This window comes from Burkholderia sp. Ax-1720 (assembly GCF_011753035.1).
Lineage (GTDB): Bacteria > Pseudomonadota > Gammaproteobacteria > Burkholderiales > Burkholderiaceae > Burkholderia > Burkholderia gladioli.
This window is the reverse complement of the sequence record NZ_VWWK01000014.1, coordinates 72,883-85,829: the sequence shown is the minus strand read 5'-3', so window position 1 is coordinate 85,829 and position 12,947 is coordinate 72,883. Positions and strand designations below refer to the sequence as shown.

At 68.4% G+C, this 12,947-nt stretch carries 10 protein-coding genes; 9 read left to right on the top strand and 1 reads right to left on the bottom strand.

Annotated features, from left to right (window positions below):
- The first annotated feature begins 238 nt into the window (after positions 1-238).
- The 7 genes from F3J18_RS07205 (at position 239) to F3J18_RS07175 (ending at position 10,470) form a co-directional block, all read left to right on the top strand.
- Positions 239-685, top strand: coding sequence for a periplasmic heavy metal sensor (locus F3J18_RS07205; RefSeq protein WP_345892518.1), 447 nt, complete (start codon positions 239-241; stop codon positions 683-685).
- A 544-nt stretch (positions 686-1,229) separates the two neighbouring features.
- Positions 1,230-4,115, top strand: coding sequence for a GH92 family glycosyl hydrolase (locus F3J18_RS07200; RefSeq protein ID WP_240154735.1), 2,886 nt, complete (start codon positions 1,230-1,232; stop codon positions 4,113-4,115).
- Between the two features lie 413 nt (positions 4,116-4,528).
- Entirely contained in the window at positions 4,529-6,739 is a 2,211-nt protein-coding gene (locus F3J18_RS07195; protein ID WP_025101624.1) for a glycoside hydrolase family 3 C-terminal domain-containing protein, read from the top strand.
- A 280-nt stretch (positions 6,740-7,019) separates the two neighbouring features.
- Positions 7,020-7,349, top strand: a complete 330-nt coding sequence (locus tag F3J18_RS07190) for an H-NS histone family protein (protein WP_013691346.1) — start codon at positions 7,020-7,022, stop codon at positions 7,347-7,349.
- Positions 7,350-7,527: 178 nt separating this feature from the next.
- Positions 7,528-9,018, top strand: coding sequence for a DUF1800 domain-containing protein (locus tag F3J18_RS07185; protein ID WP_166912231.1), 1,491 nt, complete (start codon positions 7,528-7,530; stop codon positions 9,016-9,018).
- A 2-nt stretch (positions 9,019-9,020) separates the two neighbouring features.
- Positions 9,021-10,172 carry a DUF1501 domain-containing protein gene (locus F3J18_RS07180; protein ID WP_166912229.1) on the top strand — a complete coding sequence of 384 codons (1,152 nt, stop codon included), beginning with the start codon at positions 9,021-9,023 and terminating at the stop codon, positions 10,170-10,172.
- Positions 10,173-10,248: 76 nt separating this feature from the next.
- The gene (locus tag F3J18_RS07175; protein WP_025097309.1) at positions 10,249-10,470 is read left to right on the top strand and encodes a YXWGXW repeat-containing protein; all 222 of its coding nucleotides are present in this window, start codon (positions 10,249-10,251) and stop codon (positions 10,468-10,470) included.
- 82 nt (positions 10,471-10,552) lie between these two features.
- Here F3J18_RS07175 and F3J18_RS07170 read toward each other — a convergent pair whose 3' ends face one another.
- Complete coding sequence (locus tag F3J18_RS07170) at positions 10,553-11,173, bottom strand: TetR/AcrR family transcriptional regulator (RefSeq protein ID WP_166912227.1); 621 nt, start codon at positions 11,171-11,173, stop codon at positions 10,553-10,555.
- A gap of 95 nt (positions 11,174-11,268) precedes the next feature.
- On the opposite strand from F3J18_RS07170, the gene F3J18_RS07165 reads away from it, so the two are divergent.
- Positions 11,269-12,099, top strand: coding sequence for an SDR family NAD(P)-dependent oxidoreductase (locus F3J18_RS07165; protein ID WP_166912225.1), 831 nt, complete (start codon positions 11,269-11,271; stop codon positions 12,097-12,099).
- A 42-nt stretch (positions 12,100-12,141) separates the two neighbouring features.
- On the top strand, positions 12,142-12,774 hold the full coding sequence (locus tag F3J18_RS07160) for an NAD(P)H-binding protein (RefSeq protein ID WP_166912223.1): 633 nt from the start codon (positions 12,142-12,144) through the stop codon (positions 12,772-12,774).
- The last annotated feature ends 173 nt before the right edge of the window (positions 12,775-12,947 follow it).

Genomic DNA, 12,947 nt, shown 5'->3' with positions numbered 1-12,947 from the left:
TGAAGACGGCGAGCGCGGCGCGGCCGCGCGGGGATTCGGGATGTCTCGGCATTGTTGTCGGAAGCGGCCGTGGCGGCCGTGTCAGGGAAACGGTGCCGGCTATCTTCGCGAAAACGCGCGGGTTTGACAAGGGGCGGCCGCGCCGGAATGACAAGCGCCGGCCGAAACACGCCGCGCCGCCCTGCCGGCCGCCCTCGCCGGCCTAGATATCGCCGAGCAGCAAGACCCCCGCCACTCGGTGGTGCTGAACGTGTTCCTGCTCGGCGCGATCGCCGGCGGCGCCTATCAGTGGTTCTCCCGCCATCATGCCGGCGGCGCGCCCACCGCCAGGACCGCGCTGCGCTTCGCCGCCGAGGGCCTGCCGCCGGAACGGCAGCAGCAATTCGCCGAGGCGCTGAAGGCAGCCCGCCGCGACGGCCGCGTCTATGTGCGCGAGGCCCGCGAGGGCCGCCGCGACGTGCTCGACCTGCTGGCCATGCCCCAGCTCGATCGCTCGGCCGTGGACGAGGCGCTCGCGCGCACGCGCGATGCCGACCTGCGCCTGCGCGCCCAGGTGGAGAGCAACGTGGTCGATTTCGCCGAAACGCTGTCGCCCGACGAACGCCAGCGTTTCGTCGACGGCTTGCGGCACAGCGGGCAATGGCGCTCGGGAGCGGCACGCGCGCCGATCCCGCCGCGTCAGTGACGTGAAGCTACGGGATGCGCGGCGCAACACGCCGCGCATCCCGTGCGAAGCCGCTTCGCACGGCTGCCGACAATCTCGCCTCGACGGACCGTTCCGTCCTCCCGCCTGGCCCGATGTGCATGCGCAGCAGCACGCTCGTGCAGCCGCGCGAATCCCTCCTCCCTTCCCTGTGACCATCACGCGAATCGCGCGCCAACTGCCCGCGTTCTGATGCGATCGCGATGGCTCGCGCCACGCGTTTTTCGCTTCATCGAATCGATGGCCGTCACGACGCAGCGCCGCAAATTTCGCCGTGTTTTTCTGCGTCGCCGGCATTGAGCACAACGACGCCGCGTTTCGTCACGTTGCGTATCGTTTAGTAAATCTAAGAAAAATATTACAACTGTGTTTATTCGATTGACGGCGGATTCGTCCGAATCCTAGTCTTACGACGCAGCAAGACAGTAAGACCTTGTAACGAAGCAGGAGTCGCGACGAGCCGGCGGTTCGATCGTTCGAATCGTCGATACGCAAGAAGCAAAGAAGAATGGAGAGAGAGACGATCATGAATCGATTCACGACGCTCGCAGCCACACTGGCCGTGGCCTGCGCAGTGAGCGCGTGTGGGGGAGACGACGGCGGCAGCGGTGGCGCCGCCTCGATACTGGCGGCGCGTCCGTCAGCCTCCGCGGCCGACACGACCAACCTCGACGACAACCGCAGCCTGTCCCTGACCCAGTACGTCGATCCGCTGATCGGCACGCTGGCCAGCAACTCGCCGAACCCCGTGCCGGCCGGGCAGGCCGGCAGTGTCGAGCCGGCTGCCGGCCTGCCTTCGGGCATGGTGCAGTGGGCGCCCGACACCAACACCACGCCGGCGCCGAACAGCAGCAAGGAGCCGGGCTCGCCGGCCGGCTACTACTACGACATCAACTCGATCCAGGGCTTCAGCGTGACGCACATGCCGGGTGCCGGCTGCGGCGGCAACAACGGCGAATTCCCGGTGATGCCCACCACCGACTTCACCCAGCTGGTACCCACCTTCAGTCATGCGAACGAAACGGCCAAGCCGGGCTATTACTCGGTGCTGCTCGATTCGCAGATCAAGGTGGAGCTGACCGCCACCCTGCGCACCGGCTTCGGCCAGTTCACCTACCCGGCCGGCAAGCCCGCGCTGCTGGTGCTGGACGCCACGCGCACCAACACCAAGACCTCCACCACCGGCTCGATCACGCAGGTGTCCGACAGCGTGATCTCGGGCAGCACGGTGGGCGGCGGCTTCTGCGGCAACTCGGTGCCGGTGCCGGTCTACTTCTATGCGGCCTTCGACCGGCCCTTCACCTCGGCCGCGATCTCGCACGGCGTGGCCCAGCTCGGCTTCCGCTCGGGCCTGACGGTGAAGATGAAGATCGGCATCTCCTACGTCAGCGTCGCCAACGCGAAGGCCAACCTCGACGCGGAAAATCGCGGCTGGGACTTCGACGGCGTGCGCACGCAGGCCGACAGCACCTGGAACGACCGCCTCAACGCGATCCGCGTGGCGGGCGGCACCGCCGACGCGAAGAAGAAGTTCTACACGGCGCTCTATCACGCGCTGTGGGCGCCCAGCATCTTCAGCGACGTGAACGGTCAGTACATCGGCTTCGACAATACCGTGCACCAGGTCGCCAAGGGCCAGCAGGCACAGTATTCGTCGTTCTCGGGCTGGGACATCTACCGCTCGCTGATCCAGCTGAAGTCGATCCTCAACCCGTCGGAAACCAGCGACATGATCCAGTCGCTCGTCAACGACGCGGACCAGTGCGGCGCGATCCCGCATTGGGTCAACGACAACGTCGAGGACGGCGTGATGCCGGGCGATGCCGGTTCGCTGATCGTCTCCAGCGCCTATGCCTTCGGCGCGCGGCGCTTCGATACGCAATCGGCCCTGCAGCACATGGTGAAGATGGCGAACATCCCCGGCACCGCCTGCAACAACGTCACCACCAATGGCGGCCGCGCCAGCTACCTGCAGACCGGCTACATCACCAGCGGCGAGTGGGGGCAGGCTTCGTCGACGCTCGAATACTCGAGCAGCGACTTCGCGATCTCGCGCTTCGCCGGCGAACTGGGCGACACCGCCACGCAGCGCATGCTGCTGGGCCGCTCGGCCTACTGGCAGAACCTGCTCAACACCTCGCTCACGCCGCCGCTGATCGCGGGCCGCCAGTCGAACGGCGCCTGGATCCCGGAAACGCCGAGCAGCGGCGACAACTACGTGGAGGGCAATGCCGAGCAGTACACCTGGATGGTGCCGTACAACGCGGCGGGCCTGTTCGCGCAGCTCGGCGGCAACAGCACGGTGACGTCCCGGCTCGACCAGTTCTTCACGGTGCTCAACGCCGGCCTGAGCCTGCCCAATTTCTACATGGGCAACGAGCCGACCTTCGAGGTGCCCTGGCTCTATAACTGGGCGGCGCAGCCTTCGGGCACGCAGCGCGTGGTGCAGCAGATCATGGCCGCCGCGTTCGGCACCGGCCCCGACGGCCTGCCGGGCAACGACGACCTCGGCGCCGTGTCGGGCTGGTATGTGTGGGGCGCGCTGGGCCTGTACCCGCAGATCCCGGGCGTGGCGGGCCTGGCGATCGGCAGCCCGCAGTTCCCGCAGATCGACGTGCGGCTCGGCAACGGCCGCACCTGGCGGATCCGCGCGGCGGGCGCGCCGAACTCGAGCTACGTGCGTTCGCTGTCGATCGACGGCCGTGCCCACGACACCGCCTGGGTCGCCTACGACGACATCGCCAACGGCGCCACCCTGCACTTCTCGATGGGCAGTTCGCCCTCGCAATGGGGCAGCCAGAAGCAGCCGCCGTCGTTCGGCGTGCCGGTGGCGATCAACGCGGCCGACAGCTACAACAACCGCGGCTTCAGCGCGGACGGCGCGACCAACAGCGACGGCCAGGGCGCGGACTTCGACGGCAGCCTGTTCAGCTACTCGCTGAATGCGCTGACGGCGGCGGGCGTGCAGCCGGGCAAGCCGTTCGCGGTGGCCGGCGCCAGCGTGGCGGTGGCGGGCGGCCCGCTCACGCTCGACAACACCGTCACCGTCGGGCAGACCGTGATGCTGCCGCCGGGCTCGGTGGGCACCGGCGTGGTGGTGCTCGGCTCGGCCAACAACGGCCCGAGCAAGGGCACGGCGCAGCTGAACTTCGCGGACGGCTCGAGCCAGGCGGTCACGCTGAGCTTCGACGACTGGACCCTGAACGGCGGCGGCGCGAGCCCGAGCTCGACGGTGGCCGTCACGATGGCCTATCGCAACTCGGCCAGCGGCCAGCAGGACAACGTGAAGACCTACATCTTCGCGCAGAAGATTCCGGTGCCGCTGGGCAAGGTGGTGACCAGCATCACGCTGCCGCGCCAGGTCAGCGCCGGCAAGATGCACGTGTTCGGGATCGGCATGACGAACTCGTGATGACGGCATGACCCGGCAAGGCCCCGCATCGTCGATGGCGATGCGGGGCCTTCTCACTTCCCCCTCCGCGAAATTTTCCCCTTCGCGCATATCCCGCGCCCCGCCTGGTTTTTCGGCACTTCTTACATTCCTTTTTCGATACCTCTCGGGAAGCTTTTCCGCTCGAAAAAGAGACGACATCGGCACCACGAAGAAAGATCCGAGGATTGAGGGAAAACACCGATGCTGTAGTCGGACTACATTCCTACTATCGAAGCCGGTGGAGGTTTCCTACATCACACTGGCCACGTCGATTCTCCACTCCGTCGCGACGGTGCGCACCGTCGCGGCACACGCGGACCGCGTTCCGCGTTGCATCCGTTGTCGCTTCCTGCATCAGAGACACCCAACCAGAACCAAACGGAGAGAGAGACATGCAGGTCAGACTCTGGTCGGCCGCCGCCGTGGCGGCGTTCGCGTTCGCCGGTGCCCATGCGGCCGGCGCCCCCGACATCATCAACTTCCCGCCCACGCCGTCGAGCCTCGACGTGGTCGGTTCGATCGCCGCGCAAATCCGGGCCGACGTGCTCCTGCGCAAGATGACGCTCGATGAAAAACTGCAGCTGATTCATTCGCAGTACGAGATGAGCGCGGTGCCCGGCGGCGGCGCCGGTTATATCCAGGGCGTGCCGCGCCTGGGCATCCCCGACCTGAACATGGCCGATTCCTCGACCGGCTCGGGCAGCACCTCGCAACCCAGCACCACCTTCCCGGCCACCATCGCGGTGGCCGCCAGCTGGGATCGCCAGCTCTCCAACGCCTATGGCCGGCAGGTCGCGCAGCAGTTGCGCGCGCAAGGATTCGGCATGGGCCTGGGCGGCGGCACCAACCTCGCGCGCGAGCCGCGCGGCGGGCGCCTGTTCGAGTATCTCGGCGAGGATCCGCAGCTCGCCGGCGACCTGCTGGCCGAGCGCACCGACGGCACGCAGCGCGAAAAAGTGATCGCCACCATCAAGCACTACGCCGGCAACGAGCAGGAACACGGCCGGCAGGGCGGCAACACGCAGATCGACGAGCGCACGCTGCGCGAGATCTACCTGCTGCCCTTCGAGATCGCCGCCAAGCGCGCGCGTCCCGGCAGCGTGATGTGCTCGTACAACCGCCTGAACGGCGACTATGCCTGCGAGAACACCTACCTGCTGTCCACCGTGCTGAAGAACGACTGGGGCTTCGAAGGCCAGGTCCAGTCCGACTGGGGCGCGGCGCACAGCACGGCGAAGTCGATCAACGCCGGGCTCGACGAGGAAGAGGACGTCGGCGCCACCGTCTACCTGACGCCGGCCGCCGTCAAGCAGGCGATCGCGAACGGCTCGGTGTCCACCGTGCGGCTCGACGACATGGTGCGGCGCAAGCTCTACACCATGATCCGGCTCGGCCTGGTCGATCATCCCGCCAAGAGCGGCACGGTCGATTTCGCGGCCGGCAACGCCTTCGCGCAGAAGGCCGCCGAGCAGTCGATGGTGCTGCTGAAGAACGAGGGCAACCAGTTGCCGCTGGTCGCCTCGGCGCTCAAGCGGATCGCCGTGATCGGCGGCCATGCCGACGCGGCGGTGCTCTCCGGCGGCGGCTCGGGCAACACGCGCGACCCGGTGACGGGCTCGTTCGCCGGCTGCGGCGGCCTGCAGTTCGGCAGCTCGACGGGCTGCGGCTGGTGGCACAACCCCTGGCTCAAGCTCGATACGCCGATCGTCGCCGCGATCCAGCAGCTCGCGCCGGGCGCGCAGGTCAGCTTCGCCGGCAACAGCGACCAGCAACAACCGTTCCGCGCCTACACGCAGCAGGAGATCGACTCGGCCGCGGCGCTCGCCAAGCAGTCCGACGTGGCGATCGTGGTGGTCGCGCAGCCGGCCGGCGAGGACTTCGGCGACCTGCAGAGCCTCTCGCTCGCCAATCCGTCGAACCAGGATGCGCTGGTCTCGGCGGTGGCGGCCGCCAACCCGCGCACGGTGGTGGTGGTCGAGAGCGGCAACCCGGTGCTGATGCCGTGGAAGGACAATGTCTCGGCGATCGTCGAGGCCTGGTTCCCGGGCGACGGCGGCGGCAAGGCGATCGCCAACCTGCTGTTCGGCCAGGTCAATCCTTCCGGCAAGCTGCCGGTGACCTTCCCGGCGCGCGACCAGGACACGCCGACCTGGGGCAGCAACGGCAGCTTCGATCCGAATCCCGTCTACAGCGAGAAGCTCGACATGGGCTATCGCTGGTATGACGCGAAGAACATCGATCCGATGTTCGAATTCGGCTTCGGGCTCTCGTATACGCAATTCGCGTACTCGGGCCTGTCGGTGCTGCGTCTGCCGGGCAACCTGCTCGACGTGAGCTTCACGGTCCGCAACAGCGGCCGCGTGGCCGGCGCCGAGATTCCGCAGGTCTACCTGGGTGTGCCGTACAAGGACGAGCCGCCGCGCCGCCTGGTCGGCTGGGACAAGGTTCGCCTGAATCCGGGCGAGTCGCGCCGCGTCAATGTGATCGTCACGCCGCGCATGCAGAGCGTGTGGGACGACACGCAGGGCAAGTGGCGCTTCGTGTCGGGCAGCAGCGTCTACGTGGGCGCCTCGTCGCGCGACATCCGCCTGCAACAGCGCTGATCGAACCGGCCGGACGGCGGCGGGCGACGCCGTCCGGACCCCGAAATACCGGCGGGGCGGGCCTTCTGGCCCGCCCCGCCGTTTTTTATCGGCGCATTCATCGCGCTGCAAAGGGATGCGTGCCGCGCAACGGCCCATCCCGCCGGGTGCAATAAATCCCTTGCTTCGGGTAATCGCATGTAATTAAATGCCTCGAATGAATCAGGCAGATTGCCGGTATATGTGAAAATGTGCCCCGAGCCTAGTAATATGGCGCCCTATCGACACTCGCCCACCCACAATGAGCAATAACCTCAACGTTCTCGAAGAGCAGCTGCGTGAACTCGACCGCCAGATCGCCGAGGCCAAGACAGAAGGCAAGCGTGGCCTGCTTTCGACTCTCAAGGATCAGGTAGAGCAATACGGTATTACCGAAGACGAATTGCTGCGTGCGGCCGGTTTCCGCGAGCCGGCGAAAATGCGTCGCGCCGCGCCCGCCAAATACTACGACCCGTCCTCGGGTAATTCGTGGTCGGGCCGCGGCCCGCGCCCGAAATGGCTGCAAGGCAAGGAACTCGACGATTACCTGATCGACCGCGCGCCGAAACCCTGGTGGCCAGGCGAAGACTGATCGCCGGGCCCGCGACGCGCGAACTGCCCACGCCGGCGCCCTGCCGGCCCTCGCGCGCCGGCCGTTGATGTAGACCGGGCGGTCTTGCGCAGGCCGCCCGAAAAAATTTTCGCCCGACGCGACGGATTTCGCGGCGTGCTCCGTTTAATGGAGATCATCCACGCCGGCAGGACTCCGTATGAACGTTCCGCCCCGCCTTACCGCCGCCGCGATCGCGCTGAACCGCTTCGGCCTCGGCGCGCGCGCCGACGACAGCGCCCCCGCCGATCCGAAAGCCTGGCTGCTCGACCAGTTCGCGCGTTATGAAGCGCGCCCGGCGGCCTGGGCCGAAACGCCAGGCGCGGTCGCGCTGGCTACACGCTTCGGCGCGCAGCGCAACGAATTTCGCGCCGCCAGTGCCGGCGAGGCCGCGTCCATGCCGCCCGCGACATCACCGGCCGCCAGGCTCGCGGCGGCCTCGTCGGCCGCACCCGGCGCGACGCAGAACCCCGCGCAGGCTGCACGCCAGGCCCTCAACCAGATGATTCGCCGCGAGAGCGTGGCGGTCTATCGCGATGCCGTCGATGCGCGCGTCGAGAGCGCGCTGAGCACGCCGACGCCCTTCGTCGAACGGCTGGTGCACTTCTGGGCCAATCATTTCGCGGTGTCGGTGGACAAGGGGCAGGTGGCGGGGCTGGCCGGCGCCTTCGAGCTGGAGGCGATCCGCCCGCACGTGCTCGGCCGTTTCGAGGACCTGCTGGTGGCGGCCGAGCAGCATCCCGCCATGCAGCTGTTCCTGGACCAGACGCGCTCGGTCGGCCCCGACAGCCGCGCCGCCATGCGCGCCGACGCACGCGACCCGGCCCGCAAGCGCGGCCTCAACGAAAACCTCGCGCGCGAGATCATGGAGCTGCACACGCTCGGCGTGCGCAGCGGCTACACCCAGGCCGACGTCACCGAATTCGCGCGCGCCCTGACCGGCTGGAGCGTGGCCGGCGTGCGCGGCCCGCAGCCCAAGGATGCGCCGCCGGGCAGCTTCGTGTTCCGCCCGGCGCTGCACGAACCCGGCACGCGCAGCGTGCTCGGCCGCCGCTACGATCAGGATGGCGAAGCACAGGCGCTCGCGATCCTCGGCGACCTCGCCCGCGCGCCCGCCACGGGGCGCCACCTGGCCTTCCAACTGGCGCGTCATTTCGTTGCCGACGATCCGCCCGCCGCGCTGACCGAGCGGCTCGCGCAAGCCTTCGAGCGCAGCGGCGGCGACCTGCCGACCGTCTATCGCGCGCTGGTCGAAGCGCCCGAGGCCTGGTCGCCGAGCGCCGCCAAGTTCAAGACGCCCTGGGACTGGACGCTCTCCTCGCTGCGCGGGCTCGGCTGGACCTCGCTCGACGGCCTCAAGGCCGCCCCGCTGCTGACCCAGCTCGGCCAGCCCGTGTGGCGCCCCGGCTCGCCCGCCGGCTACGACGATATCGCCGCGAGCTGGGCCGCGCCGGACGCGCTGGTGCGCCGCGTCGAGGTCGCGCAGCGCCTGGCCGCGCGCACCGGCGATCGCGTCGACGCGCGCCAGCTCGGCAACACACTGTTCGCCGGCACGCTGGGCGACGCCACCGCCACCGCCGTGTCGCGCGCCGAAAGTTCCACCACCGCGCTGGCGCTGCTGCTCGTCTCGCCCGACTTCCAACGGAGGTAAACATGCTGCCTTCCCGCCGCCGATTCCTCGGCACCGTCGCCGCCGGTGCCGGCACCCTGCTGATCGCGCCGCGGCTCGCGTTCGCCAACGTCGCCAGCGATCGCCGCTTCGTGTTCGTGATCCAGCGCGGCGCGGCCGACGGACTCAATATCCTGGTGCCCTATGCCGAGCCCGACTACGCCCGGCTGCGCGGCGAGCTCGCGATCGACCCCGCCAAGGCCGCGCGCCTGGACGGCAGCTTCGCGCTGCATCCCTCGCTGGTGCAGACGGCGCGGATGTACCAGGGCGGCCAGGCGCTGTTCGTCCACGCGATCGCCTCGCCCTATCGCGACCGCTCGCATTTCGACGGCCAGAACGTGCTGGAGACGGGCGGCCTGTCGCCCTACCAGGTCAAGGACGGCTGGCTGAACCGGCTCGTCGCGATGCTGCCGGCCACGCGCGAGAACGCGATCGCACTGGCGCCCACCGTGCCCGCCGCGCTGCGCGGGCCGGCCCGCGTCACCTCCTATGCGCCTTCGGGCCTGCCCGGCGCGCCCGACGATCTGCTCACGCGCGTCTCCTCGCTCTACGAGCAGGATGCGCAGCTCGGGCCTTTATGGACCTCGGCGATGCAGGCACGCGGCCTGGCGCACGACGCCGGCGCGCGGCAGGACCCGGCCAGCGTCGGCAAGCTGGCGGCGAGCTTCCTCGCGCGCGACGACGGCCCGCGCATCGCCATGATCGAGACCGGCGGCTGGGACACGCACAGCGCGCAGAACGCGCGCCTCGCCAACGTGCTGAAGGGGCTGGACGCGATGCTGGCCTCGCTGCGCGACGGGCTGGGCCCGGTCTGGAACGACACCACCGTGCTGGTGGCCACCGAGTTCGGCCGCACCGCCGCCGCCAACGGCACCGGCGGCACCGATCACGGCCAGGGCTCGGTGGCGATGCTGCTCGGCGGCGCCGTGGCCGGCGGCCGCGTGATCGCCGACTGGCCCGGCCTGCGCCAGGCCGATCTCTACGAAGGCCGCGACCTCAAGCCGACCGCCTCGCTCGACGCGCTGATCGCCGGCGCCGCCGCCGAGACGCTGCGCCTCGATCCGCAACGCGCCAGCGCGGCGCTGTTCGAGCGCCCGGCCGCGAGCCGACCGATGACGGGCCTGGTTCACGCCTGAAGCGCCCGCTTGCGTGCCGGCCGGCAAGCCGGCGTTTCAAGAACAGATCGATAACAGTCCTGGGAGGACATGCATCATGACGATCCGATCCAAAACCATCGCCGCCTTCACCGCCAGCCTGTGCGCGGCCCTGCTTTCGGCCTGCGTGGTCGAGCCGGTGCGACCGCCGCAGCCGGAACCGCGCGTGGAGGTGATACCGGCCGCGCCGGCGCCCGGCTATCACTGGGTGAAGGGGCATTACCGCTGGGAAGGCAATCACTGGGAATGGGTCCCGGGGCATTGGAAGGCCGTTTACTGATCGCCCGGTCGTTCGCATTCCATATGAAAACGGCGACGCACTTCAGGTGCGTCGCCGTTTCCGCTTGTGGATGCGCGGCGCCTCAATCGACCAGGTCGCGCTCCCGTTTCGACAATTGCCCGAGCAGGCCGAAGGCCTCGTCGATGTAGTGCGTCAGGGGACGCGCGGCTTCCTCGCGCCGCCAGTTCTCCTTGGCGACCCGCAAGGTGCCGATCGCGATCATCGCGTCCAGGCGCAGCGCCTGCCGCCGCGCCGGATCCGGCCAGCGCTCGTACATCGCCTCGGCCAGCACATCCTCCATCTGCACCAGCAGCGCCTCCTTGCGCAGCCGCAGCGCCTCGATCGAGCGCAGCACGCGGTCGGCGAGGATCGACTCGCGGGTCTCGTACATCCCGGCGAGCGCCAGCAGCGTCTTGCGCGCCGTCGCCAGCGGCGATTGCTTCGGCGACTGCGCCAGGAAGGTCGGCCGCAGCGATTGCGGGAACTTGCCGCTTTCGTGCGCGAGCAGCACCTCCTCCTTCGACTTCAGGTAGTGGAAGAAGGTGCGCCGCGAGATCCCCGCCGCGGCCGCGATCGCATCGAGCGTGGTCGCCTCATAGCCGTTCTCGACGAACAGTTTCAGGCCGACTTCGGCGATCCGGTCGAGCGTCAGTTGGCGTTTGCGTTCACGCAGATCGTTGGGGGCGTTTTCAGTATCAACCATGGCCGCCAGTCTGCCGGTTGACGCGCTTCTTGACAAATTTGCACTGAGTGCTACATTTTGCACTCAGTGCAAAATACTCACCAGGGAGGTTCGTCATGGCAGGGTCGAAGGTCTGGTTCATCACGGGTGCCTCGCGCGGCTTGGGCCGCGTCTGGACGGAGGCCGCGCTGGCACGCGGCGACAAGGTCGTCGCCACCGCGCGGCACGCGCCAGCGCTCGACGAACTCGTCGCGGCGCATGGCGATGCGGTGCTGGCGCTGGCGCTCGACGTCACCGATCGCGCCGCCGTGTTCGAGGCGCTCGAGCAGGCGCACCGGCATTTCGGGCGCCTCGACGTGGTGCTCTGCAATGCCGGTTATGGCTACATGGGCGCGATCGAGGAACTGGAGTTCGAGCAGGTCAAGGCCAATTTCGATACCAATGTGTTCGGCGCGCTGTCGGTCATCCAGGCCGCGCTGCCGATCCTGCGTGCGCAGGGCAGCGGCCATGTGCTCACCGTGTCGAGCATCCGCGGCATCATCGGCTTTCCCACCGGCGGCAGCTACACGCCCGGCAAGTTCGCGCTCGAAGCCATGTCGGAAGCCTTGGCCGGCGAAGTGGCCGGGCTCGGCATCAAGGTCACCATCATCGAGCCGGGACATTTCGCGACCGGGTTTCGCGCCGCGACGGCATCCGCGCCGGCCATCGCCGCCTATGATTCGGTCAGGCAGGCGGTACGATCCTCCTTCAAGCCCGAGGACTTCGGCGATCCGGCCGCCACGGCCGCGGCGATCCTCGCCGCCGTGGATGCCGAGGAACCGCCCCTGCGCCTGGCGATCGGAACCAAGGTGGTCGAGAAATTCCGCGCGGTCTATGCTTCGCGCCTGAGCAACTGGGATCGCTGGGAAGCCGTCACGATCGCGGCGCAAGGGCAGCCGCAAGCCTGAGTTCGTCGCCGCGCGCGCAAGCATGAAAAGGAGAACGGGAAGATGAAGCTGTTGCTGCTGGGTGCCACCGGCCTGGTGGGAAGCCGGGCCTTGAAGCTCGCGCTCGATAGCCGCGCGTTCTCCCAAGTGGTCGCCCCGACAAGAACGCCGCTGCCGCCCGACGCAAAACTGCTGAACCCCGTCGTGGCGCGGCTCGACGACTGGGTGCCGGCGCTGGCGTCGCAGCAGCTCGATGCCGTCGCCTGCGCGCTGGGCACCACCCAGGCCAAGGCCGGCTCGAAGGCCGCCTTCATTCATGTGGACTACCAACTGCCGCTGGCCTTCGCCAAGGCCGCGCACGATGCGGGCGTCCCGACCTTCGCGATCGTCACGGCGATGGGCGCGTCGCCGAGCTCCCGATTCTTCTATCCGAGAACCAAGGGCGAGGTGGAGCGCGATATCCAGGCGATCGGCTTTCGCTCGCTGACGATCTGCCGGCCCAGCCTGATCGACGGGCCGCGCAACGAGAGCCGGCAAGCGGAAGGCGCGGCGCTGAAGCTGGTCCGGCTCCTGGCGCCCGTGCTGCCGAGGAAATGGCGCGTGAATCCCGCCGATTCCATCGCCGCCGCGTTGCTCGACGCGGCGCTCGCCGCGCAGCCGGGTTGCCGCTGGATCCATTCGCAGGACATGAACTGAAACTCCAACGCCGTCGCTTCGGTAACCTGACTATCGCGTGCCGGCAGGCCATTGCGCCGCGCCCGCCGCGATGATATAAAGCCGTGTCGGAAAAGGCAGACTTGGTTTGGTAAGCCCAAGTCCTTTCGGTAACGAAAGCTCTGGTCTTTGGCCTCGTGCATGAGATCCCCGCG